The organism is Spongiivirga sp. MCCC 1A20706 (genome assembly GCF_046524175.1).
GTDB lineage: Bacteria > Bacteroidota > Bacteroidia > Flavobacteriales > Flavobacteriaceae > Spongiivirga.
The window spans coordinates 459,324-485,281 of record NZ_JBEFZF010000001.1 but is presented as its reverse complement, the minus strand read 5'-3'; the positions used below and the strand labels follow the sequence as shown (position 1 = coordinate 485,281).

Below are 25,958 nucleotides of genomic sequence, written 5' to 3'. Positions count from 1 at the left end.
TTCTATTTCCCATTTTCTGCTTAATTTTCCGACCTATAAAGTAAGCTTCATGCAGCACCTAAGATCGAACAATAGCGACATTTATTTTGGCGGCATTGGCTACCAAAAACTCAACTCTTTTCTCTCTAAAAATCAATTTTCAATCATATTTGTTCTGGTTGATGAAAATACACATGAGCATTGCCTGCCCTATTTTTTAGGTGCCCTGGAGACGAAAGTGACCATAGAAATTATTGAGATTGAATCAGGAGAGGTCAATAAAACTATTGAAACCTGTGCCGGTGTTTGGAATGCTATGTCAGAGCTAAATGGAGACAGAAAGAGCTTAATGATTAACTTAGGTGGTGGTGTTATTACTGATATGGGTGGCTTTATAGCTTCTACTTTTAAACGGGGAATTGAATTTATTAATGTCCCCACTACCCTACTTTCTATGGTTGATGCTTCCGTTGGTGGTAAAACTGGTGTTGACCTTGGTAGTTTAAAAAATCAAGTAGGTGTTTTTAACGAAGGGGAAATGGTAATTGTTGATCCCTATTATTTAAGCACACTTCCTGATGAACAGTTACGCTCCGGCTATGCAGAAATATTGAAGCACGCGCTAATTACAAGTGATAAAGACTGGCAGCTAGTAAAAAATATTAAAGAAAAAACATTAGAAGAATTAGAAGTTATCATCATACGATCAGTACACATAAAAAATGATGTTGTACTGGAAGATGCTCTGGAAAACGGATTACGAAAAACACTAAATTTTGGCCATACCTTGGGCCATGCGGTAGAATCCTATTTTTTAGCTCATCCTGAAAAGGAATTGTTATTGCATGGCGAGGCCATTGCCATAGGGATGATTCTAGCTACTCATTTGTCAAAACAACTATTTGATTTTCCAGAAGAGAAACTAATCGATATTAAAAAAGAAATCCTAAGCATTTATGATCCTGTCGATATTACCGAAGATGATTTAAATGAAATCAAGCAGCTACTAATTCACGATAAGAAGAATTCGTTTGGCAACATTAACTTCGTGTTATTAAGCGACATAGGTAAGCATCTATTAGATGTTGAAGTACGTGAAAAACAAATTTCAGCGGCATTCGCTTTTTATCGAGTTTAATTCATTTGCATTAGTTTTTTAGCTAACTTTAAACTTACCTGCAATATTTTACTAACCGCTTAAATCTTTTGGATATGCAACGGAAAATAGTAGATATTAAAAAATTAACCCCAGATATTCTTTCTCTTTTGGTTGCCAAATATCCGTACGGTTATGACGATGGTCATGTCATATCATTTACAAACCACAAAAACGAAACCATTGACGCCGTTGAAGTTCGTACAAGCGACACTATTTATTTAGTGAAGGTAAGTACACACTTAGCAAAGCATATGGAAAATTTTGACGCCGATAATTATGAGGCAAAGGATATGAATAACCCAGACGCTGTGATTCCGCTACCTGAAGAAGCTCCAGAGGATAGGTAGCCATGTACCCTGGTTCTTTTTTAGGAATGCTATCTTTAATTGATCAATTGTGAAGTTATAATATCGCTGCAAAAAAGGTAATCATTAGTAGTCATTACGACTGCTCTTTTTATTTAATTTTTTAATTGATTCTGCTATTAAAGGGTCAATTCCGTTCCCTATATCTTCCGGTTTATTCAATAATTCAATATCTGGCGTTATTCCGATACCTTCATAATTATTCATTGCGGCTGAGAAATATTGTTGATGTGATAACGTCACTAGCCATCCGTTAGGTAACCTAAAATTATACATGTCAGAGAAAATTCCGTTGGTTTTTCCTCCAATCACAATTACATAGGGTAACTCTTTCATTATCATAGTAAAAACTTCCGCAGCACTTGCCGTAAGATCACTCGTTAGCACTATTATAGGTCCTGTAAACTGTATTTCTCCTGCCGGCTCGATGTATTTAGTTTGAAGCTTTTTAAATTCAGAGGTTCCCTTTTTTCTTTCATTTTTATAGTGACCAATTCTTTTTTTATCCGCGAATCTATTTGCGATTGCAAACGAAGCCTTATCATCACCACCACCATTAAATCTTACATCTATTATGACACCTTTTAAATTTTCAAATGCCTTTACTGCATTATCAGCATGTTTCTTGTATTCGCTTAAAGATAAATTTCCCATGGACAAAACCCTTAGATAACCGTAATTTTTGGACATCAAATATTCCATTGACCCTTTTTGAGAAACACCTAGTTTCAAAAAACCATTGCTTTTCAGCGTATTGTTAGTTGTTTCTAGAAGTTGATAAATATTGGGGGTATTGTCTTTAGAAAGCGGAAAATTCTGAAGAAACATTGATGGGCTGCCATCATCACCTTTGTTGATTATCTTATTGTTTTTTCCGTACTGAATTAAATTGATATGTCCATCCTTTAATTCTAGTAGCATTTGATTACAAACTGTAAATAAACTGTCATTGGTAGTTTGCTCATTTATAAGCGGTCGGTATTTTTTATATATAGCGTTCCAATCGACATTCTTTAACTTGAAGTTTGCATATCTTTCGTCAAATACTTTCCACAGCTTATTGAAGTTCTTTACCGGTTCTTTAATTTGTTCACCTTGACACAGTACCATTTGAGTAATCAAAAAAAACAGCAATACTATAATGTTCTTCATATTGTATCTCTCTTTTGATGTATTTGCCCTTTAAGCGCTATGACAAGCTGTTTCATTTCTTTATAAATAACGTTCTTCAATTATTTGTCGGTGGTGCCTACTATGACCAATAATCATAAAAGCCGCTGCTCTACTCGACATATCACTACCGCTGGCCATTCCTATTTCCCTAAGCATCTCGTCATCCATGTTTTTAAATAATTCAATATTAGCAAGTCGCAGTGCATTAAACTCATTTCGTAAAGAAGACAAACTCCTGCTATTGGCTTTTGAAGGGCGAACATAGTCATCTTGCTCAAAACCGGCTAAAGGAGTCGTATCTTTTCTTGCAAAACGTAAGGCACGATATGCAAAAATACGTTCGGCATCTAAAAGATGTACCAATAACTCCTTAATAGTCCACTTACCCTCTTCATACCGATATTCTAATTTATTCTCAGGTAGCTTATCTAGGAAACTAAGTGTATCTCGATGATCTTCTTTTAACCCTTCAATAAGTTCAACGCCCGACATTTTATCGAAATACGGTTGGTAATATGGGTTATATTCATGTTTTTCTACAACTGCAACATTCATTATAAATACGGTTAAATGATATTAATGCGATAAAAATAAACCAAAAAAAATGAGTTTTTATCAATAAAATTTGTTTTCAAGGTAGGGTTTTTGGCATGCTGTTTGTTTTATATCTGTAAGCAATCACTAATTGCAACAAAAGTTTTTTTGAAAGCTTGATCTTTTTGACCGTAATGAAACATAAAGTAAGCATTCTTCGAATGTCTCTAAAAAGAAACACGACGTTCAAGCCCCAAAAGAAATAGTCTGATAAACTACTTTTAACGATAATAAAGTTCAACATGCAAATTTTAGATTTGATGTTGAACTTTCTTTTTTTAGTCAATTGGTATTTTCAATCCCAAACCGAATTAAAAATGGTGAAACGATGAAATAAGTTCGTACAACAGCAAATAACAACTCAAAATGAATCACCGCTTATCATCTCTTACTAATTGGTATTTGACTCTTTCTGAACTGGAACTGGTTTAAAATTGAAGTGAGTGGTTTTATTTAAAATACCTTTCAAAAACTGCTCGTCAGGATCGTTCTTGGGTGTGCGATAGTTATCATCTACCTCTAACCAAAGCGGAGTATTTTCAAACAGTGTATACTGATAATGACCTATTACATACTCTATGGGATATTTGCTAGCCAAGTATTTAACTAACTTAATATTTGAATTCAATTGCTTTTTGGTAAGCGGAGTTTCTTTTGTGCCACCAACGTTTTCAATACCTATGGAACAATGATTAAGTCCAATAACGTGACGTGCCATTTTCGTTTCTGGCATTAATCGGTAAATAGTGCCATCTCTATCAACCATAAAATGCGATGAAACATTCAAATTACCAGCCCCAGCAATTTCAGGCCGAGAATTTGGTAAAAGTGGATTATTAAATGCTTTAAATGATTTTTCAAAAGTCGGTATCACTGTATGATGAATCACTACCATCTTCGGTGATATTGATGGTGTTTCTGAATCTAGCTTATAGCGTGTATTTAAATATTCTATTGTTAATGAATCTCTTACTTGATCAAAAATGATAGGTTTGTCCATGATATGAGCAGTTGCACAGCTCAGAATTATAAGGCAGACAACGCCTAACAACCCAACAATAATTACGTTTTTTAACTTAAGCATGATATCTAAAAGTACCAAAAATAAAAAAGCTTCTATCCCAAATATCAGGATAAAAGCTCTTTAGACCTTGTGCTTGTTGATTGATGATAATTTCTTTGTTAAAAAAGTATTGATCTAAAACATAAACAACGATACTCTCAACATAGCCGAGAATTACGTCCAATATGGTTTTTACAAAAAAGCACCCATCCCAAACAAGCAGGATACAAGCTCTTTTAATTTAGATCTTACAATAATTTTTTAAAGAACGTTTGTGAACAATCACACATGTAAGACGCACATAAGTTGTTTTTGTTACAAGTGTTTTCTTAAAAAAATGTTAAAAATTATTTTATATAGAAACTGATTATCAGACGGTTACATATTTTGACCTATAAATAACAAAAAAACAGGTAGGGTTTTTAATTGTAGAATTGTTTTATATACGAATGCCCCAAACATTCATACTTAAATTACAATGTTATAATATAGAGTCCCCAAACTCTTATCAACAACAACTTAACTTACTATGGTACAACAAAGCCCTGACATTTATGTCGGGGCTTTGTTTTTGTAGATACGACCATTAATTTAAGTTATCTAAACTAGATTTAAAGGATTATAATTAACAAATTAATATCTTTTAATCAGTATAAGCTTACGGTAAAAAGTAAAAGCTACCTCCGATCAAAAAGGTAGCTTTTACACTCAAACTAAAACCTAAGTTAACATTAGCAGGTTAATGGTTTTATTTATATTTTTTCATAAACCACCTTTTTGGTGCTTTGTGAGTACTCTACAAAGATTTCAATTCTGTTTTCCTCCGCCTTCACTATGTCAAACTCACCGTCTAGCATCTCAAGAAGATCAGGTTGCACGAAATCAAGAACTTCGAATTTTAACGTACCACTGTCATCTCGAAAAACATCGTATGTTCCTTCTGTCTCAACCATATTTGGGTTGGTTGCGACCATTTTCCCATCAGCAGTAAAGGTAAAGGTGTATATATCGTAGTCCATTTCATCGGTACCAGGAACAGCGCTATCATCGTAATCTGCCACTTTCCATTCACCTTGTTGCAAATAGCTTAAAATAGCGTCAATATCTCCGTCGGTTGAACTTTCACAATCTTTTTCAAGAATAAGTTCTTTTTGTTCTGCGTTAAACATTACAAGTCGATCATCACCGCACTCAGTAACCGTCCAATTACCATTAATTACTTGCAGATTGGCAAACAGATCATTAAAATTGATTGTCGACTCGGTAATATCCCAATTACCTTCATCTTCAACATTACCATTTATGAAAGCATGAATGTTTCTATTTGAAAAATCAATTAAGAAATCATCGAAACCATTACTACCATCATATTTTGCAACCCTCCATTTACAAGTTTCTAACATCTCTGCAACAACCATAGTATCGCATGTTTCGTTATTGTTTTCACAATTGCGTTCTAAAATAACATAAGAATCTCCAGCAATAAACTTAACACGTTCTTCATCAAGCTCGTACAATTTCCAATCGTTCATTAAATCTTGTAACGGTTCCGCCATATCCCAAAGAAAGAATACCTCACCTTCATTACCTCCTTGGGTTGACCAAGAACCGCTTACTGCATCAGTAGAATTAGGAGAAACTGCAGAAACTGTTTGATCTTCTTTAAAAGTGATGTTATACCCCATGTATTGGGCTGTTATATCATTTCCGTTAAGGTTAAATGCAGCAACTTCCCAGCTACATTCTTTAATAATAGCGTCTAACTCCTCCTCAGTATATCCTTCTTCCTCATCATCTTCACACTTTTGGTGAAGTATAATTCGACTTCCTTCATCAAATAATTTAATCTTATCGTCATCAATTTCATACACTAACCACTCATTGTTAAAATCGGTTAGTTGTCCTAAGTTAATTAGCAATACAGGACGCCCGTTTTCGCCTTCAGTAACTTCCCATTCACCATTTACAGGTACTCCATCTTGCATTCTAGATGCTACCAAGGTTCCATCTTCTTTAAAATCTACAATATATCTGAAGTAATCGTCTGTAAGGTCATTATCGTCTCTCACAAAATGCTGTACTGTAAAGGGACATTCAACTAGGTAATTCTCTAATCGTTCTATGCTAAAATCATCATCGTTATAATCATCATCATCATCTTCATCACATTCATTTCTAGCTACACGGATTGCTTCTTTTAACTCATCATTATCATTAATAGTTACTCGTTCACCTTCAGAATCAACCAATACCATAGGGAAGTTGAAACTTACAAACTCATTCTCAGCAAGGTTTTTGAAAAAACGGAATAGTTGTTCATCGTTTTCAAAAGTCTCGGTTCCTATTTGTTCTTCATTCTCATTAAATACAGAAATAGTAATAGGGTATTCAAAATCAATACATTCAATATCATCATCGTCTTCTTCACATTCTTCTATTAATGCTTCAAGCTGATCTTCATTTTCAATAACTACCTCCGTATGATCCGCTAATATAATTGTGATCGGAAATAGGAAATCTAGTTCATCTAAATCATCTTCAAACTCGTCAAACAAACGCTCTATTGTTTCTAAATCTTCTTCGGAATCTAAGGTGATTTCAATATCGCGTACAACAACGGTTACTGGTAGTTTTATTTGCGTACAGTGATTTCTATCCAAAATATTGTCAAAAGACCCATCACGGGCAGCCATATTAAGTACTAGATTGGCTACCTCAGAATTCTGAGTTACCAAATCACCAGCAGTTTGTGGGTCAGTCTCTTCAACACTCTCATTTTGACAAGAGGTAAACAAGATAAATATACCCAACAATAGTAAAGAAAGTTGTTTAATTCGGGATTTCATAATTGTATTATTTGGTTAATAATTTAAACTCTATACTTCGAAAACAACTCAACTTTTAAAATTCCTACCAGGAAACTTACTTTTTTTTATTTTTATGAAGTTTTCATCCCTTTTATGCCCAAAAAACTACATACTACTGTTTGTGAAGAAAGTGTATTCGCATCGATATTCAAGAAAAATTCAGAGGACCTGTACAAGTTCCTGTATTATAAGTATGGAGCAAATCTCAATCCGCGCGATAAAGTTCAGGAAGCATTTATAAAACTTTGGGACAATTGTGCTAAAGTAACACCGGAAAATGCGCGCGGATTCATTTTTACGGTAGCCAAACGGTTGATGTTAAACAGTATAAAACATGAAAAAATAGTACTCGAGTTTCAACAAGAAAAGCCTAAGGATTATACCAACGAAAGCCCAGAGTTTTTAATGGAGGAATCACAATATCTAAAAAAATACCAAAAAGCCCTTGCAAAACTCCCAGAAGGACAACGTGAGGCGTTTTTATTAAATAGAGTTGAAGGAAAACGCCATAAAGAAATTGCAGAGTTATTAGGAATTTCATCAAAGGCGGTTGAGAAACGTATTTACAGTGCTTTAAATACTTTAAAAGAAGAAATTAAAGAACTTCGGTAGGAAAAAACAATTTTGAGTTGTTGTTATAATAGAGACGAGTCATGAAAAGAGAAGATTTAATAAAAAAATGGTTGCGCAACGAACTCGACAATGAGGAGTTGATCGCATTTAAACAGCTAGAGGATTATGATGAAATCGTAAAGATTTCAGATACTGCAAAATCCTTTAGAGCTCCTTTATATGTGGTTACTGATGAATTAGAAGCTGTTACAAAAAGAATGGCAAACCGTCCTAAAAAGAAATCGCCATTACGCCTTATTAGTTATGCTGCCGCCGCTATTGTCATTTTTACTATAGGATTTTATGTCGCCACAATTTCAAAATGGGATACGAAAATCACTACAGAGTTAGCTGAAAAAACGAATATATCATTACCAGATGAATCGGAGGTTATACTAAATGCAGCCTCTTCCCTATCATATGACACAAAAAAATGGGATAAAGAACGTTTGCTAATACTACATGGTGAAGCGTACTTTAAAGTAGCAAAGGGCAAAAAGTTTGATGTTGAGACAGATAACGGTGTTATTTCAGTTCTAGGAACTCAGTTTAATGTAAAATCGAGACAAGAAGTTTTAGAAGTAACTTGTTTTGAAGGGTTGGTCAGTGTAAATAGCAATAACGAAATACTAAAACTTGCCGCCGGAAATACGGTTCGATTTGTTAATGGTGAAAAAATGAGCGACATTACTACCAAGCAAATACCGGACTGGCCTAATAATATTAGTAGTTTCAAAAGTGTACCGTTGCAGGAAGCGTTTGACGAATTTACAAGACAATACAAGCTTACTGTCGATTTAAAAGGTGTAGATGCTTCACAAATATTTACGGGTCAGTTTACCCACACCAACAAAGAGATGGCTCTAAAAGCAATTACACTGCCATTCGGACTTGAATACCAAATTAAAAATAATAAGGTTGTTATAAGTGCCAGTGAGACAAAGTAGGCGACTTATACTTACTTTTTTCGCATTGCTGTTTTTCTTTTCCCACGCTCAGGAAATCCAAAAACAGCAATCAGTATTCAATGTGCTTTCTAATATTGAACAAAGGTTTGACGTTCGCTTTACCTATGCAGACAATGATCTAAAAGACCTATTTATAAATCAACCTAAAATAGGATTAAACCTTAAAAAATCTTTAGCGTTTATTGAATCACAACTTCCGCTTTCTTTTACGCTATTAAATGACAACGTTATTACAATCACTAGGCTAAAAACTCTTGTTTTTTGTGGGACTTTAAAAGATAAATATCAAAATGAGCCGATTGTTGGCGCAACTATTCAAGCGCGTAATAAAGCTGTAATCTCAAGTGAAAATGGTAGTTTTGAAATTGAAGTAAACCCCAATACCGAACGTGTTACCATTCGATCTATCGGTTATAAAACAGTGACTTACCTTGGTAAAGATTTATTAGCCAAACCTTGTAAAACAATTATGCTTATACCTTTGGTTGAGGAACTAAGTGAAGTAGTCGTCAGCAACTTCTTAACAGCAGGTATTAACAAACGTAAAAATGGTTTTTTTGAAATTGATTATGAAGATTTTGGCATTTTACCAGGCTTGATAGATCAAGATGTTTTACAAACCGTACAAACGTTACCAGGCATTCAAAGTATTGACGAACGGGTTTCTTCCATTAACATAAGAGGTGGAACAAATGATCAAAATCTCATTTTATGGGATGGAATAAAAATGTACCAATCCGGTCATTTTTTCGGATTGATATCTGCTTTAAACCCTAAAATAGGATCGAAAGTATTACTAATAAAAAATGGCACACCAAGTTCTTTAACCGATGGGGTTTCTGGAACAATCCTGCTAAATTCTTCAAATACCATATCAAAGTACCTTAGCGCAGAAGCAGGAATTAACCTTATAAGCGCAGACGTATACGCCGATATTCCGGTTGGAGAAAAAAGCTCTCTAGAAATCTCGGCAAGAAGATCGATTAATGATGTGCTTGAAACCAATACATATAACCAGTTTTTCGACAAAGCATTTCAAAACACAGAAGTTATATTCGACAATGCTCCCATCGATCTACAAGAGAAATTTTCCTTCTTCGATGTCAACGTTCGATGGAATTATGAGCTATCCGACAACGATCGCATTCGTTTGAATTTCATAAATGTTACTAATGATCTGGTTTTCTTAGAGTCTGTATTAACAGACGGGATAATTGACTCGAGAGAAAGTAGCGCCTCACAAAACAGTTTAGGTGGTGGGATCTTTTATGAACATCGATGGAACGATCGTTTTTTTACTGATCTTCAGTTCTACGGTACTGATTACAGTTTAAAATCAGCAAATGTTGATATCATCAACGATCAACTATTATCACAAGAAAATAAGGTATTAGAAACAGGTGTTAGATTTAACAACACCATTCTGTTAAATGATGCCTTGAAAATTAAGCCTGGCTACCAGTTTGTTGAAACAGGAATAACAAATGTAACAGATGTGAACAATCCTGTTTTCAGAAGGGCTATCAAGGAGGTTGTTGTAACGCATGCAGTGTTCTCAGACATTGATTATTATCCCAATACAAATACGTATTTAGGTGGTGGTTTACGTGCTAGCTATATTGAAAAATTTGATAGGCTCATCTTAGAACCCAGACTGCGTATTGATCAAAAATTAGGATCAGATATTTCTATAAATTTGCTAGGGGAATTTAAACATCAAACCACCACACAAATAGTTAATTTCCAAAATGATTTTCTTGGAGTTGAAAACAGGCGTTGGGTGTTGTCAAATGAAGAGAACATTCCAATTATCACAAGCAAACAGCTTTCTTTAGGAATTGATTACAAACCAAAAAACTGGCTTTTTAGTGCTGAGGGCTATTATAAAAAAGTAGACGACATCAATTCAAAAAGCCAAGGGTTTTTAAATCAATATCAATTTATTGAGGCCATTGGTAATTACGAAATCTTTGGGGCTGACTTTTTAATTAATATGAGACAAAAACGATTTAGCAGTTGGTTGAGTTACAGCTTCGCAAGAAACGATTATTCCTTTCCTGCTTTGCAGGAAAATTCTTTTTCTAGCAATTATGATATTCGGCATATCATTGGACTAGCAACTTCCTACAACTATAATAAACTCAAAGTATCTGCAGGATTAAATTGGCATTCAGGTCGACCTACTACCCCGCTGGCCAGCCAGAATATTAGTGAAGCAAACACTTTAGACTACGACGATGCAAACAGTAGTTTAATAGGCGAATATATGCGCTTCGATCTTTCGGCCACTTATGACTTCAAATTAGGTTCAGGTACTAATTTGCATACTGGCATTTCACTTTGGAACATTTTGGACGAATCCAACGTGATCAATCAATACTTCCGTTCTAATGACGGAATTATTAATGAAATTCAAGAACAAGCATTAGGACGTACGCCAAATATCACCGTTCGTCTGGAGTTTTAGTTTAACTTCCTAAAGGCCTGGATTTCGCTCGATCTGACAACTCAGTTAATCAGAATTATTTGGGATCTAGTATATTATCAATTCGTGCAACCATATCATCATAGTGATATCGGGTTACAGTATCTTGAACACTGCTTCTTGCAGCACGGATTCTTGATCTTAGCGCTTTAAGTTCACCCCGTACAAGTGCGCGAACATCACTTGTGTTTACATTGTAATACATTAATGATCTGAAGCTTCGTTGCATATCTTCAGTCATTAAATATTCCATTCTGTCAAGATAACTACGTTGGAGATTCCTCCTAAAGATATCAACTTTTCTACCAGCACGTGCTTCTTTGAAAATTCCGTTTCTAAGATCTCGCATCATATTTAATGCTGAATAATAGTCATTATTAACGGTTTCAGCATCAACCAATCGCCCTATTCTGTCAAAACTCAATAAGTTATTTAAATGTCTGGCTTGTAATCGTCGCAAACGTTCAAAATAACCCGCATGATCAATGTTTTTTAAAATAGAAGTATCAACCAACCATGATGGTGTTTCAAACGCATTAGCATGTAGCCACAACATCGAAAGCTTTTGGGTATTTTTATCTACGTGATTATAAACCGCCCCTTCTTGATTAGGCATTTTCAAATCCTCATAAACTCCACCAATATTCGTTACCACATGACCAACATAGCGGCTCCACACTCCTAACATTTCACCATATAACTCACCAAGGTCTTCATAATTATTGGTAACATCGCTCGTCCATTTTGGTAAATTACTTGCAACATATTTAAGGTTTTTTAGTCCGTAAGCACTAGCCTTCATCGGGTCATTTCCAATACATTCTGTTTGAGATTGTGGATCGAATCTACTGGACTGCCTTCCATATTTAAAAGTAGGGTCATTTCCTTTTTCTTCGATCCATTTTGTCAAAGTGTTTTTTTCATTTTCTGGACTATTCATACCTAAATAACGATATCCCCAATTGGTAGCATAGTGATCGTAAGGCCCAATTTGACGTATAAAACGAATATTAGCATCACCTGGTTGCGCTATGTAATTATATCTTGCATAATCCATTATACTGGCTGCAATTCCATTTTTTTGGGTGAAATCTCCATCCCTGTACGACTCAACATCATACGCATAACTCGCTGCCATGTTATGAGGAAAACCAAGCGCATGCCCTACTTCATGGGCAATTACCATACGCATCATCTCACCTATTTCTTCTTCAGGGGTGTTGAGTGTTCTCGCGCTGGGATTTGCAGCACCAGTTTCCAATAAATAACGATTTCTATAGCTTCTTAAATGATTGTGATACCAGATAATATCACTTTCAATAATTTCTCCAGACCGAGGATCAGATACGCTAGGCCCAACGGCATTTCGTGTTGTACTCGCTACATAACGTACAACAGAATAACGAATATCCTCCGGACTAAATTCAGGATCTTCCTCTTTAGTTGGTGGATCCTTAGCCAAAATTGCATTTTTAAAACCGGCAGTCTCAAAGGTTTGCTGCCAATCTTCAATACCTTGTTTAATATACTTTCTTAAACTTTCTGGGGTAGCAGGATCTAGATAATAAACGATTGGTTTTATCGGTTCAACCAACTCACCTCTATTGTAGGCTTCTATATCTTTTGGTTCAAGCCTCCAACGACGAATATAGGTTTTACGATCGGCCTTCAACTCTTCAGAACCGTAGTCGTACTGACTTACTGTAAACCACCCCACCCTAGGGTCATAAATTCTGGGTTGCATCGGTTTTTCAGGCAATAAAATCATCGATTGATTCATTTGCAAACTAATAGAACCCGTATTTCTATTACTAGGTGGTGATGTAGCGTTATAAGTAAAATCTTGAATTACTTCAATATTTTGAGGATAGCTGCTCATTCGGTTAATAAAGCTTCTATCCTTATCTAAGTTACGTACCTTATACTGTGTACGCCATCTTGCAGGCATACCGCTTATCGCCTTAACATCAGTACCATAAAATTTGGTGACATCGACCACTATGGCCGACGAATCTTTACTTAGTGCTTTTATATCAAAAGCAAAAAGCGTTGGCTCATAATTATTCGCTTTTACTGAAATATTGATTGGTAATGAATCATCAGCAACGGAGTTGTACGATTTTAGCTTAAGTAAAATCTTATTTTGATACCGTACCCAGTGCACCACCTGTTCATTGGTTTTTGAACCGGCATTTACATATCCGCCTCCAAGGCCACTAGGCACTTTGGCAATACGACTTACCAATAACATATCTTTTTCTAAAAGATTGTTGTTAATCTCAAAAAAGTAATTTTGGTCTACTTGATGCACTTTGAACAAGCCATCATCAGTTTTAGCATCTTTGGTAATAACCTGACCATATGGCTTAATTCCATTCTTTTTCTTAGGAGGTGCTTTTTGCTCCGTACTTACTTTCTTTTTTTTCTTTTTACGCTGAGCGTTTACAGGAATTGCAACTGCAATAGAAAACAGAGCAACTAATAAAAGTCGTTTTTTCATGGAAGGACTAGTTTAATCGACTAAAAATAAAGTTTTAGCCTATTTTACCAATACCATGAAGATGACATTAACTTTTATTTAAGGACTTGGAGAAAGTCGTTTACGGGAGCCATTTTTTTTCAAAGTTCGGCTTGCGCTTTTCTAAAAACGCATCTCTTCCCTCTTTGGCTTCATCAGTCATATATGCTAACCTAGTTGCTTCTCCCGCAAAAACTTGCTGACCCACCATACCATCATCAGTCAAATTCATAGCAAACTTGAGCATTTTAACAGACGTTGGAGATTTTGCCAACACTTCTTGAGCCCATTCATAGGCAGTATCTTCTAACTCATCATGCGGCACAACGGCGTTTACCATTCCCATTTCAAATGCCTCTTGAGCCGAATAATTGCGTCCTAAAAAGAAAATTTCTCTTGCTTTTTTTTGACCTACCATTTTAGCCAAATATGCTGATCCGTAACCACCATCAAAACTAGTGACATCAGCATCAGTTTGTTTAAAAATAGCATGCTCTTTTGAAGCTAAAGTCATATCACACACTACATGCAAACTATGACCACCACCTACTGCCCAACCCGGCACCACACAAATGACGGCTTTTGGCATAAAGCGAATAAGGCGTTGCACTTCTAAAATGTTCAATCGGTGATAACCATCTTCGCCCACATAGCCTTGATGTCCCCTTGCTTTTTGATCACCACCACTACAAAAACTATAAACTCCGTCCTTTGATGACGGGCCTTCTGCTGATAACAATACCACTCCTATCGATGTATCTTCCTGCGCATCGTGGAAAGCATCTAACAATTCTGAAGTGGTCTTCGGGCGAAATGCATTACGCACATCTGGCCTATTGAACGCAATTCGCGCGACACCGTTACTTTTTTTATAGGTAATATCAGCGTATTCTTTTGCTATAGTCCAGTTTGGTTTGGTCATGGTGGATAGTTTTGTACAGTTAATCAAATGATTGGTTAAGTTTTAAACGCAGTTTTCGTTTGTAGTCTTCCTGCAACCAATCTTTGTAGTTTTTGGTATTTGATGTTATCAAGTAAGAAAAACAACGTACTCGATAAGCAATATCATCATTTAACAACCTAGCAAGGATTCGAGCATCAAACACATCTTCGCTATTCTCAACACAAATTTTTGCGTGTTGCTCGATACTGCGTTCTAACACATGTTTTGCTTTTAATCCCTCTGAAAGAACTTGGTCATATTCCAACTCAATATCAAAAGAAACCTCCTCACTATTGGCAAATTCTTCGCGAATCTCAGGTGGCATGACATACTTAAAATTCCTTTCTATCTCTTCGTCACTGATCAAATTCTCATAGTAGAAATCCGGCGCTCTAAAAATATGCTGCCAGTCTACCGGAGCGCTCCACAAACCAAATCGTGCTGCATTATTACCTAGATCAAGTACTATAAATTCTGATTTATTATGTAGAATACGAGATCCTCTTCCGATCATTTGGAAGTATAATGTAATAGACTTTGTTGCCCTATTCAAAATAATTGTTTCAACGCTAGGTTCGTCAAAACCAGTAGTCAATATACTAACTGAGGTAAGAATGGCATCTGGTTTTGATCGAAACCAAGTTAGAATGTCTTCCCGTTCTTGTCTACTACAGGTATTATCTAAGTGCCTGATCTCATATCCAGCATGCTTAAACAATTCATAAACATACTTACTAGTAATAATACCATTATTAAATATGAGCGTTTTCTTTCCTTTTGATCGTTCTTCGTAGGCTTTCAAAAGCTTTTCTTGCATGCTCATGTTGGTGTACAGGTCTTCTGAAGATTTAACCGTATAATCACCATTCATTCCTATTTTTAGTGTACCTAAACCTACGTCGTAGCTATAGGTATTTGCCTTGGCTAAAAAACCTTTTTCTATTAATGAATTGATGGTATCACCAACAATAAGTTCGCGATACATGTCCTTCATTGGAAGTTTTATATTAGAGCTCAGCGGTGTAGCGGTAACACCCAAAATAAAGCAGGGCTGGAAAAATTTAAAAAGTTTTCTAAACGAATTATAATGAGCCTCATCAATAATCACCATGCCAATGTCATGAAGATCTAACAAGCCATCATTGAGTCTGTTATTAAGTGTTTCAACCATCGCCACAAAACACATGTAATCATCTTGATCATCAAGCTCTTTTACCGCACTGTTAATAATTTTATTGGTAACACCAAACTCCTCAAGCATGGACGAGGTCTGTTTGCAAAGCTCAATACGATGCGTGAGCACTACCACCTTTTTTTCTTTCAAGGTGATATAACGTCTTACGATTTCAGAGAAAATGACAGTTTTACCACCGCCCGTAGGTAGTTGATATAAAAGATTATAATCACTTGGTTTGCTATCTAATCGATCAAAAATAGCGTCAATATCCCGTTCTTGGTAATCATAAAGAACTTTGGTTGATGTTTTTTCAGCTAATAAACGGGATGGTAAACTCAATGCGTTTTTTTTAAAATCGCACAAATTTACACACAATTAAAGGTTATGCCCAAGTCTTAACCAAGGATTATGATAATATTATCAACAGTTACAGTTTCTATCTATGAAAAAAGTCGATTTACTACTAAAAAGAGAATTAATTGTCTTTTTGCTTAGACCGTTCGTAATCTAACTGAAGGCCTTCACCTAGCCATTTGGCCATCACCTCCCTGTTTTTAGGGCTAAAAAGTCGTTTCTGATCCCTTTTATTTTTAATGTTTCCCAACTCTACATACACCATTGCTGGCAAGGTGTTTTTTACTACATAAAGCGTTCTCGACGTAACACTGCCATAGTATTTTCTATTGGGTTGAAATTTTTTGTAATTAGCTTTAAATGTACCTTGCAAGCCTTGAGCCAGTCGTTTTCCAGTAGCACTTTTCTTATGGTAATAAAAATAAACATCCATATTTCGGTTCTTACCCCTACTATCTACATGTATAGTAACTAAGCGTTGGTATTTACCTTTGTTTATTGTGTATAGATCATTCACTGCATCAACACGCTGTTTTAATCTTGTTAATTGATCTAATGAAATAAGCTCAGAAGGATAATTTACTTCATCATAATCTACTTCTAACAAGCGTTCATCTCGTATACCATCATTTTTGTCACGAATTATCATGGTAACTTTAGCTCCTCGTTCAATTAAATAACGTGCTAACCTCAGACTAACATCATAAGCGTATTCATCTTCGGCCAATAATTTTCCGTCGACCTGTTCTACTGATCCAGGATCGGGTCCTCCATGACCGCTCATCAAATAAAATACCGCACCTTTAAGGTCATTATTTTTAATAGCTACCCGACTCAATTCTTCACCAAAAAGTGGGTAGTTTACATAAAGGTTACTGGAAGTGGCGAGCCCCACAGAATCTGATTTATCACTTACTTTTTGTTCTGTATTTACAGCTGGAGTCACTTTAGCCTGAACAGAATCGGAGATTTTCTTTTTAGAAGTTTCAACTAGTTCATCCGTCTTATTTGTTGGCTTTTCTTTTTTTGGTTGCTCCGTTATTTTTTTTGTTTTCAGCACGGCTAAAATGTACTCCTCTCCTAAAACCAAAGCCTTTGAGCCGTTGAGCTTCTTTTTGTTGAGTTCTAGAAAGTCATGAATGTATGCGTTGGGTGGAAAACCATTGTTTCTTAAAATGGAGTAAATACCATCTGATTTTTGTGCTAAAGCACGTATCGTATCGCGTTCTTGATTTTGAGCGATTAGGAGATTACCACTAAAAAAAACAATAAGAAGACTAAGAAAATTGCGCATGAAACCCTTTTGAAAATAACCTTGTACTAATAACTAAGCTAAGATCATAAATATTACCAGAACTTTTATAAAAATTAATTCCTACTTAATAAATGTTCCTGCATTTTGGATTCGTTTAAAGGTTTTTCGATATACCCTTTTACAAAGTCAAAACTTTTTGCTCTTTCTTTATCATCATAATCAATAGAAGAGGTAACAATGATTATAGGAAATCCTAATTCTTGTTCTTTTTTCTTCAGTTCGTCAAGAAAACTCCACCCATTCATAACCGGCATATTCAAATCTAGAAAAAGAATATTCGGTTTATCTTTTTGAAGACGTTGAATGGCCTCTTTCCCATTTTTACAAGTGGCAATATCAATATCCGGAAGCACTTTTCTAATGGTTTTCCCTGCAATGAATAAGTAAATATCATCATCGTCAACCAACAAAATTTTTTCGGGCTTGCTCATTTTTAATCTTAAATAAAATGGTTTTTGTAGTAATAATATGAAAATCAACAATTTAAAACAAATAAAGCCTTGCAACTGAATTAGTTTAGGTTTGAATTGTAAAACAACATTTTGTTAAGCCTGAGAAAAACTATAACTTCAAACCACTAACCAATTCAATTTTAAGTTATGACAACCACATCAAACAAGCCCAATACCTGGTTTTGGATCATTGGGGTTTTAGCACTTTTATGGAATTTAATGGGTGCTTCTACCTACATTATGGAGGCCTATGACATGGTGCCTAAGGCCGAAAAACTTCAAGCGTTTTACGAATCTCGTCCTGCATGGGCAACCGCGGGCTATGCACTAGCGGTATTTGCCGGTGTATTAGGATGTGTTCTTTTATTAATAAAAAGAAAGCTAGCTAAAACTGTCTTTTTAATATCATTAATTGGCGTTGTAATGCAGCAAGCCCACATTTTCTTTATGAGTGATATCGTTCCTGTATTGGAAACTTATGAGATAATACTAACGATAACTGTCTTAATAGTTGCCATCTTATTAGTCTGGTACTCGACATTATGTATTAAGAAAGGATGGATTAAGTAACTTTAGAAAACCCGAATATTTTATTCGGGTTCTTTCTTATATAGAATTTTATATATACCCTGTACCGCCCGATTACCTAAAGGAAAATACAAGGCAAAAAATAATGCCATGGATAAGCTAAAGTTTCTGACACCAAAGATTTTATCTAGAATATTATTTGGGTACGCATATGAAGTTTGCAGTGCATAACCTCCAAACTCCAAAACCGCCATCGCCACTAACCCGTAAGCATACTGTGTATGAAAAGGCATTTTTCTTAACAATAATGATATGGGAACCATGTATAGAATATAACAGCTAATAACTTGCCACCAGTAGGTAAATCTTGCTATTTCGACGGTGGCGCCAAACCAGTTCATACCCAAGCCCCAACAAAAATATAGTGTTATGTAAATCACTATCAATTTATAATCAACATATAACTTCTGCTTAAGGCTGCTCATCATTCAAATTATTTAGTTTTTCTGTTAAATCACACCAAAAAATGTAACAATTTTCCATTTTTTTCTGTAGTTTTAAAACTAGAAAAAGTTGCTTCGTGTCTTATCAATTAATAATCGGTTTACTGGTTGGCGTATTTGCTATTGTGATCTTTTTGATGCAAAATAGAAATCAGAGATTATCTAGGCAAAATAATACGTTAACAGATCAAAATGAAAAATTGCTCAAACAGTCTAAATTAGATCATCAATTTGTTTCTAATTTAAGTGCTGAATTACGCACACCGCTCTATGGTATTATTGGGTTAACCAATCTGCTCTCTGAAGAACATCCAGAATTAAAAGAAGATCAAAACATCAAATCACTAAAGTTTTCAGGAGATTATTTATTAACCTTGATCAACAACGTATTGCAAGTCAATAACATTGACGATGGAAGCGTAAAAGCTCGTTCTATCAATTTCAATATAAAAGAGGTAACTCAGAATTTGGTCAATTCATTTCGCTATGCTACTGAAAATTCAAATAACACTATAGAACTAAATTTTGACGATTCAATCCATGCAAAGCTGCAAGGAGATCCATTGATCTTATCTCAGATTTTAATGAACTTAATTAATAATGCACTTCGTTTTACCAGAAACGGTCAAGTTAAAGTAAGTGCTATATTGGTCAATCAAACGGAAGATCATAATACGATTACATTCAGCATAAAACACAACGGAAAAGAAATATCAAAAGAAGAAGAAAAATCTATTTATTACGAGTTTACCAAAAACCGTCGCTCTCAAGGTAGTTATTTAGGTACTGGAGTGAACACCACCATTGTAAATACACTTAGTAACGCAATTAATGGGACTCTTAGCCTTAACAATAAAGCAGATGAATTTACCGAATCATTACTTACGGTGAGTTTCGCTATCGGGAAGGAATCAGAGGCTGACATGGGTAAAAAATTAAAGGCTCTAGTAGTCGATGATAATAAAATCAATTTAATGGTCACAAGCAAATTGTTAATTGATGAAAACTTTGACTGCGAAACTGTTGATAATGGTATTGATGCCATTGAACTGGTAAGAAATAACAACTTTGATATCGTTTTAATGGATGTAAATATGCCTAATTTAAACGGTGTTGGCGCAACCAAAAAAATACGTGAATTTAATACTGAAATTCCCATAATCGCCTTCACAGCTGTTGATGTTACCCAACTTAATGAACAAATGATTCGTGCAGGACTGAATGATTATATTTTGAAGCCCTTTGAAAAAGGACAACTACTTGACAAAATATATCAACATGTAGGTGTTTTTGAGGCTGGGGAATATTCTTAGAAAACCACACGATAAAACAAGGCATTATTCACAAAAAATAATGCCCGTGTCAAATACTTCAATTTCTGAGTATCTTTCAAGATGAATAAGCGGTATTTTAAGCACTATTTCTGCTGGCATTAATATTACCAAACAGTGATCTAGTGACCATTTTCTCATACACCTCTTGCGCCTTTTTATCCGCTGGTGTCTTATTCGTTTTAGCTTCTATTTCTTTTACTTTACGAAGCGCAAATTGCTGAATCGTTAATAAGGGAAGTACGATCTTTTCACGTACGTGAATAGAAGCACGCCCTGCGGGTTCATGATCCATTAGTTCTTTTTGCCCGGTTAGTTTTAACAACAACGCTTTTGTAGTTTCGTATTCATCATAAATTAATTTCCAAAAATCTCCATACTCCTCGTCGTTTTTCATGTATGCTGTCAACGGGAAAAAAGACTTGGTCAAGCTCATCATACTATTCCCAATAAGCGTTCTAAAAAAAGCTGAGTTTTCATAAAGTGATTTTACTTTATCAAACTCGCCATTTTTGTCAAAGTATTTTAAGGCGATCCCTACTCCATAAAAACCGGGTACATTCTGTTTTAACTGACTCCAACTGCCTACAAAGGGAATTGCCCGTAAATCAGAAAAATCCAATTTAGAAGACTTACCTCTTTTAGAAGGGCGGGAACCAATATTTGTTTTAGCATAATACTTTAAAGTACTCATATGCTCTAAATATGGTAAAAATTTAGGATGGTTTTTGAAGTCAACATAGGCTTGATAACTTAACTCTGATAAGGCATCCATAGTAGCGCGGTCAACATAATTTAATTCAGCATCCTGTCCCCCTAATACCGCATTAGTAATTCCTGAGCTAATAAGTTGTTCCAAATTATACTGGCTGCTATTTTTTGTCCCAAAATTAGAACTGATTGTTTGCCCTTGTATTGTTAACTGGATTTCTTCATTTTCAATAGTGGGTCCCAAAGAGGCATAAAATTGATGCGTATTACCCCCGCCCCTTGCCGGAGGCCCTCCACGACCATCGAAAAAGATTACTTTGATTCCATATTCCCTTGAAACTTTGGTAAGCTCTTCTTTAGCTTTAAAAATACTCCAATTCGCCATTAAATAGCCCCCATCTTTCGTCCCGTCGCTAAAGCCGAGCATGATTGTTTGCTTATCACCTCTTCTTTTTACATGATTTCGGTATGCTTTATTGCTATATAATACACGCATTACCTCATGTGCTACTTTTAAGTCGGGTACTGTTTCAAAAAGTGGAACTACGTCGACAGTTGGATCGTTCCAACCAGTTAGTCGGATCATGGCAAAGGTTTCCATCACATTTAAAGCGGTTTGATTGTTACTAATAATGTAACGATTACAGCCGCGCTCGCCATTTTCTTTTTGAATCGTTTTTATAGCATAAATCGAGCTGATGGTACGTTTTGTCATCTCATCATCGATCAGTTCGGGGTCTAATTTCCCTTTAACTGTTCCTAAAAAAGCAATTTGCTCTTCCTCTGACTTTTTCAGAAAGTCTTTAGGAAATAAATTCGGCAGCTGTTTTTCAGCCGTTTTAATAACGTTTTCAAACACATTATGATGAACTCTAGAATCTTGTCTTATGTCTAAACTTGCAAAATGGAATCCGAAAAGTTTCACCTTGTTTATTAAGTCATCTAGCTCTTCCAGAAAAAGGGATTTATGTTCTTCTACAATCAATTCCCGGATTTCCTGTAGCTTACTTTTCAAATCGGCCAACGAAATTTTAGGTTTTGCCGATGCGCTATGTACCGTATCGTATAATGCATACTCCACCTCCTGTATCATAAGTGGTATTTTAGGAAATGTTAACCGCCTTCTTAATAGGCGAATATCCTTGTAATAATTGTACAAAATACGTCTACGAAGACTTTTAGCGACTTTTAGTGTTGTTTCGGTAGTAACAAAAGGATTGCCATCCCTATCTCCTCCCGGCCAAAAACCAAGATTGATAATCTCATTTTCCACCTCTTGACCACTCATTATGTTTTGACTAATGTAATTATAAATATTACTGGCAGAATGATAAAATATGTGTTGTAGATACCATATTAAGTTCATGGCCTCGTGATAAGGCGTCGGTTTCTCTTTCTTAAAAAAAGGTGTTTTACCCAACTGCGCTAACAACTTTCTGGTTTGTTGTAAATCATCATTTAAAATTACCTTTGCCAAATCGGTAATAATACCCAGTACCGTACCTGGATAAAACTGAGTGGGGTGTGCGGTAAGTACTGGACGTACTTTAAACCTTTTTAGGTATTCAATTAATTCTTCTTGCTGGTTATTCGCCCTTGCAGCTTCTTTCAAGTTCCTCATCGTACCGCGGCCGTCCATATTGTTAACAATTCGGAAAGCTGCATCCTCAATAGCATCAAATAAGACTACCTGACGCTCTATATATTGAATAAACTTAAAAAGTGTATCGTTTTTTTCCTTCTCCGACTCGAAGCCCTTATGTTTCTCGAAAAATCCATCAACAATTTCACTTGGATTAAGTTTCTTTTCATATCCTTCTGCACATAATTGGGAAAACAATGGGAGTAATCTACCCGTTTGTTCAATCTTATCGAAAGGTAACGTGGTAAAAATACTGTTGTATATCTGATACTTTGAAAGAACGTGATCATTAAATCGTTCAATCTTTGGTTTTCTTGACATCTTTGGTGGTTATTTTGAAAGTGATACATAAAAAAACCCTCTTGTTAAACTAACAGAGGGTTTAATTAGGCTGTTAGTATGATTTAAAGCTCGTTGAAAATAGTATGCATTAAACGTTTCTTGTCATTAATGCTCTCCTCTAAAGAAATCATCGTTTCTGTTCTTGAAACTCCTTCAATATCGTCGATCATAAAAATGACGTCTTTAGCATGCTTGGTATCACGAGCACGTACTTTGCAAAAAATATTGAATTTTCCTGTGGTAATATGTGCCACTGTAACGTAAGGGATTTCGCGAATTCTTTGCAGTACAAACTTTGTTTGCGACGTTTTCTCTAAAAATATTCCTACATATGCAATGAACGAGTAACCCAGTTTTACATAATCTAAGGTCAACGAAGAGCCTCTGATAATTCCGGCTTCCTCCATTTTTTTTACTCGCACATGAACGGTACCCGCAGAGATTAATAATTTTTTTGCAATATCCGTAAATGGTATTCTGGTATTGTCAATTAACATATCCAGAATCTGGTGATCGATTTCGTCTAGTTTAAATTTTGCCATAATGCATTTTCAATAAGAAAAAACAAAATTAGTAAGTTTTGATTGAAAATAAATAGTTAAAATTTATTTTTTTGTTAAGATTTTTGAAAGAAGTTGATTATTTAGTGAAATATTTTCAGCATTTTCATCAATAACGGGATAGGTTAATTCTCCTTGTTTGAACAACATATCAGCAACCATAGGTTCTTGATGACCAAAAAAGCCATTTAAATTATTAATTGCAGCGACAAACGGTATAAATTGAATGTTATCCTTTTGTAAAACTTCTTTATACTGAATTGCTACATCAGCAGACTGTGTAATACCGTTTTTAATCACAACCACGTTTCGTAAGATGATATCATAAAACAGTTTTTCATTGTTAGGAATACTAAAGTACTCCTCTACTTTTTCAGTTTGATACAAGTTAGTCGCAATTAAATGCGAACATTTAAAAATAGCGTACGCAACTAATGTTCTTACTGTTTCTCGATCATAATCATTATCAATATGTCCAGCTTCAAAAAGTATAGTGGAAGCTCCTGATTGCTGAAAAGAATCACCTACACAATTTATATTAAAACCGTCATCATAGCGCCCAATTTGATTTGGTAATACAGTTTGTAAATCCGTATTCAAACAACTGATAATACGCATAGCCGCCTCCCGAGTGGCATTGACATCCCTGTTTTTATTATAAGCGGGCGCTAAAAATGATAAACTAGCCGATTTTGAATTATTTCCAGCGCTAAAAATGGTGCGCTGCCCGTGAAGATTAAAACAAAAATGTGGTTCAAACTCTTCAAAAACATTTCGTAACACTTTACTTTCGGGCTGTGAAAGGTCTTGGGCATCACGATTAAGGTCAATTTCGTTGGCATTTACTCGTGTGTAAACATTTGCACCATCAGGATTAAGCATTGGGATTATAACTAGTGTGCATCGCCTTAAAATTTCTTTTCCTAATGGATCATCAGAACTTAAAAAATTTAAAAAATCAAAAAGAGCTTTTGTAGTAGTACTTTCATTACCATGCATTTGAGACCACATTAATATTTTAGTCACTCCATTCCCGATTTGGATTTTATGAATAGGATTCTGCAGGACTGATTCTCCAACGACGATTGCGTTGTATTTAGTTATTAAAGGAGCGATATGTTTTGTAGAGATATATCGACCCATAAGAGATTCTTCTTTAATTCGTGGGTAGCTACTTATAAAATTTTGAATCATCAAGTATGAAATTGAGTTACAAATGTAAACAGCTTATTATTTACAAATGTAAACATCCACTTTTAAAGATTCGATTACACCTGTATACAATTTGAAAGCTGTTTTTAACAAATAGCCACTTGGGCTTTGAGGTAATTTAACATATAAATTAGTATTATATGTAAATTACATCTAATCATTGTTTTAAACTAATTTACTTAAAGTTTAAATTCAATATATTTTTATCGATTTATATATTATTTACTTATGTGAATTAGATATTGTTTATATTTGTGAACTACGTTTTCATATAAGTTAGTTTACAATGGTAAACAGTCAAGAATTTGGTCAAAGAATAAAAAAAATACAGGAATACTATCAACTTTCTGCTTCTGGTTTAGCAGATACATTGGGAATTCAACGCTCTACTATTTCACATATTCTGTCGGGAAGAAATAAGCCAAGTCTTGATTTTGTTTTAAAAATTATTGATACCTATCCTGAAGTCGAATTGTATTGGTTATTAAATGGCAAAGGAAATTTTCCAGTAGATACTACCCTATCTCCCGACCAACAAAGAGCAGCCATTTCTAAACCCGCCGTTCAGAAAACTATTTCATTTAAAGAAGCATCCTCTAAAACTCCCTTGCCGGAAAATTCTTCAGAAAAAAAAATCGAACGCATTGTTATCTTTTACACCGACGGTAGTTTTAAAAGTTTTTCAAACTAAGTCTTCGTTAGCATTAATATTCATTTTAACTTTATAAAATGAAACGACTGTTTGTAATTACCGCTGTTTTGCTGCTTCATGCTTGTTATGAAGCGCCTGAGCGCAAATGCGAAGATTTTAGGATCGGTACTTTTGAATTTGAGACTAAAATAGCTGGCGAAATTCAAAAAACCCGATTTGTGCGAAACGATAGTATTGAAATTGACTATTACAATAACAAGATTGACACTGCTTCAATACAATGGATTAACAATTGCGAATACATAGTCAAAAAGTTACACCCTAAAAGTATTGCGGAACAAAAAGCAGTACATATCAAGATTTTAACCACTAAAAAAAATAGCTATACATTTGAATATTCGCTTGTTGGTGATACGAACAAGCAAAAAGGGGAAGCCTTTAAAACTAATTAAG

At 35.1% G+C, this 25,958-nt stretch carries 22 protein-coding genes; 9 read left to right on the top strand and 13 right to left on the bottom strand.

From position 1 onward, the window contains the following. Positions 1-49: 49 nt before the first annotated feature. Both aroB and ABN763_RS02190 read left to right on the top strand, forming a co-directional pair. Positions 50-1,117 (top strand): 3-dehydroquinate synthase, encoded by a 1,068-nt coding sequence (aroB, locus tag ABN763_RS02195; protein WP_410483772.1) that lies wholly within the window; start codon positions 50-52, stop codon positions 1,115-1,117. Between the two features lie 74 nt (positions 1,118-1,191). Beyond that, positions 1,192-1,485 (top strand): hypothetical protein, encoded by a 294-nt coding sequence (locus tag ABN763_RS02190; protein ID WP_410483771.1) that lies wholly within the window; start codon positions 1,192-1,194, stop codon positions 1,483-1,485. 84 nt (positions 1,486-1,569) lie between these two features. On the opposite strand, the gene ABN763_RS02185 is transcribed toward ABN763_RS02190, so the two are convergent. From ABN763_RS02185 to ABN763_RS02170, 4 genes are all read right to left on the bottom strand, one after another. Continuing rightward, positions 1,570-2,655: a S41 family peptidase gene (locus tag ABN763_RS02185; protein ID WP_410483770.1), complete on the bottom strand. Its 1,086-nt coding sequence runs from the start codon at positions 2,653-2,655 to the stop codon at positions 1,570-1,572. A 60-nt stretch (positions 2,656-2,715) separates the two neighbouring features. Continuing rightward, positions 2,716-3,231: a DinB family protein gene (locus ABN763_RS02180; protein WP_410483769.1), complete on the bottom strand. Its 516-nt coding sequence runs from the start codon at positions 3,229-3,231 to the stop codon at positions 2,716-2,718. A gap of 430 nt (positions 3,232-3,661) precedes the next feature. Then, on the bottom strand, positions 3,662-4,270 hold the full coding sequence (locus ABN763_RS02175) for a peptidoglycan recognition family protein (RefSeq protein ID WP_410483768.1): 609 nt from the start codon (positions 4,268-4,270) through the stop codon (positions 3,662-3,664). Positions 4,271-5,085: 815 nt separating this feature from the next. Further along, positions 5,086-7,179: a hypothetical protein gene (locus ABN763_RS02170; RefSeq protein ID WP_410483767.1), complete on the bottom strand. Its 2,094-nt coding sequence runs from the start codon at positions 7,177-7,179 to the stop codon at positions 5,086-5,088. A 114-nt stretch (positions 7,180-7,293) separates the two neighbouring features. On the opposite strand from ABN763_RS02170, the gene ABN763_RS02165 reads away from it, so the two are divergent. From ABN763_RS02165 to ABN763_RS02155, 3 genes are read left to right on the top strand one after another with little or no spacing between them, the layout of a single operon-like run. Beyond that, the gene (locus ABN763_RS02165; protein ID WP_410483766.1) at positions 7,294-7,812 is read left to right on the top strand and encodes an RNA polymerase sigma factor; all 519 of its coding nucleotides are present in this window, start codon (positions 7,294-7,296) and stop codon (positions 7,810-7,812) included. A gap of 41 nt (positions 7,813-7,853) precedes the next feature. After that, complete coding sequence (locus ABN763_RS02160) at positions 7,854-8,759, top strand: FecR family protein (RefSeq protein ID WP_410483765.1); 906 nt, start codon at positions 7,854-7,856, stop codon at positions 8,757-8,759. Further along, a complete protein-coding gene (locus ABN763_RS02155; RefSeq protein ID WP_410483764.1) occupies positions 8,746-11,247 on the top strand; it encodes a TonB-dependent receptor domain-containing protein in 2,502 nt (833 codons plus the stop codon). The genes ABN763_RS02160 and ABN763_RS02155 overlap by 14 nt, the downstream gene beginning before the upstream one ends. 55 nt (positions 11,248-11,302) lie before the next feature. Here the strand turns inward: ABN763_RS02155 and ABN763_RS02150 are convergent, their stop codons facing one another. From ABN763_RS02150 to ABN763_RS02130, 5 genes are all read right to left on the bottom strand, one after another. Next, positions 11,303-13,765 carry a zinc-dependent metalloprotease gene (locus ABN763_RS02150; RefSeq protein ID WP_410483763.1) on the bottom strand — a complete coding sequence of 821 codons (2,463 nt, stop codon included), beginning with the start codon at positions 13,763-13,765 and terminating at the stop codon, positions 11,303-11,305. A 100-nt stretch (positions 13,766-13,865) separates the two neighbouring features. Next, positions 13,866-14,705, bottom strand: coding sequence for a 1,4-dihydroxy-2-naphthoyl-CoA synthase (locus ABN763_RS02145; RefSeq protein ID WP_410483762.1), 840 nt, complete (start codon positions 14,703-14,705; stop codon positions 13,866-13,868). Between the two features lie 19 nt (positions 14,706-14,724). Then, entirely contained in the window at positions 14,725-16,242 is a 1,518-nt protein-coding gene (locus tag ABN763_RS02140; RefSeq protein ID WP_410483761.1) for a DEAD/DEAH box helicase, read from the bottom strand. Positions 16,243-16,378: 136 nt separating this feature from the next. Continuing rightward, positions 16,379-17,551: an N-acetylmuramoyl-L-alanine amidase family protein gene (locus ABN763_RS02135; RefSeq protein WP_410483760.1), complete on the bottom strand. Its 1,173-nt coding sequence runs from the start codon at positions 17,549-17,551 to the stop codon at positions 16,379-16,381. Positions 17,552-17,625: 74 nt separating this feature from the next. After that, positions 17,626-18,003: a response regulator gene (locus tag ABN763_RS02130; RefSeq protein ID WP_410483759.1), complete on the bottom strand. Its 378-nt coding sequence runs from the start codon at positions 18,001-18,003 to the stop codon at positions 17,626-17,628. A gap of 168 nt (positions 18,004-18,171) precedes the next feature. Between ABN763_RS02130 and ABN763_RS02125 the strand changes: the two genes are divergently transcribed. Further along, entirely contained in the window at positions 18,172-18,594 is a 423-nt protein-coding gene (locus ABN763_RS02125; RefSeq protein WP_410483758.1) for a hypothetical protein, read from the top strand. 20 nt (positions 18,595-18,614) lie between these two features. Here ABN763_RS02125 and ABN763_RS02120 read toward each other — a convergent pair whose 3' ends face one another. Then, the gene (locus ABN763_RS02120; RefSeq protein WP_410483757.1) at positions 18,615-19,037 is read right to left on the bottom strand and encodes a hypothetical protein; all 423 of its coding nucleotides are present in this window, start codon (positions 19,035-19,037) and stop codon (positions 18,615-18,617) included. A 95-nt stretch (positions 19,038-19,132) separates the two neighbouring features. Here ABN763_RS02120 and ABN763_RS02115 point away from each other — a divergent pair, with 95 nt between their 5' ends. Beyond that, positions 19,133-20,368: a response regulator gene (locus ABN763_RS02115; RefSeq protein WP_410483756.1), complete on the top strand. Its 1,236-nt coding sequence runs from the start codon at positions 19,133-19,135 to the stop codon at positions 20,366-20,368. Positions 20,369-20,465: 97 nt separating this feature from the next. Here the strand turns inward: ABN763_RS02115 and ABN763_RS02110 are convergent, their stop codons facing one another. The 3 genes from ABN763_RS02110 to ABN763_RS02100 all read right to left on the bottom strand — a co-directional run bounded on the left by ABN763_RS02110 (position 20,466) and on the right by ABN763_RS02100 (position 24,835). Next, a complete protein-coding gene (locus ABN763_RS02110; RefSeq protein WP_410483755.1) occupies positions 20,466-23,060 on the bottom strand; it encodes a phosphoenolpyruvate carboxylase in 2,595 nt (864 codons plus the stop codon). An 83-nt stretch (positions 23,061-23,143) separates the two neighbouring features. Beyond that, positions 23,144-23,623 carry an Lrp/AsnC family transcriptional regulator gene (locus ABN763_RS02105; protein ID WP_410483754.1) on the bottom strand — a complete coding sequence of 160 codons (480 nt, stop codon included), beginning with the start codon at positions 23,621-23,623 and terminating at the stop codon, positions 23,144-23,146. A 63-nt stretch (positions 23,624-23,686) separates the two neighbouring features. Beyond that, entirely contained in the window at positions 23,687-24,835 is a 1,149-nt protein-coding gene (locus tag ABN763_RS02100; RefSeq protein WP_410483753.1) for a M14 metallopeptidase family protein, read from the bottom strand. Positions 24,836-25,139: 304 nt separating this feature from the next. On the opposite strand from ABN763_RS02100, the gene ABN763_RS02095 reads away from it, so the two are divergent. Both ABN763_RS02095 and ABN763_RS02090 read left to right on the top strand, forming a co-directional pair. Continuing rightward, positions 25,140-25,544, top strand: a complete 405-nt coding sequence (locus tag ABN763_RS02095) for a helix-turn-helix domain-containing protein (RefSeq protein WP_410483752.1) — start codon at positions 25,140-25,142, stop codon at positions 25,542-25,544. Positions 25,545-25,582: 38 nt separating this feature from the next. Continuing rightward, positions 25,583-25,957 carry a DNA topoisomerase IV gene (locus tag ABN763_RS02090; protein WP_410483751.1) on the top strand — a complete coding sequence of 125 codons (375 nt, stop codon included), beginning with the start codon at positions 25,583-25,585 and terminating at the stop codon, positions 25,955-25,957. Position 25,958 lies beyond the last annotated feature (1 nt).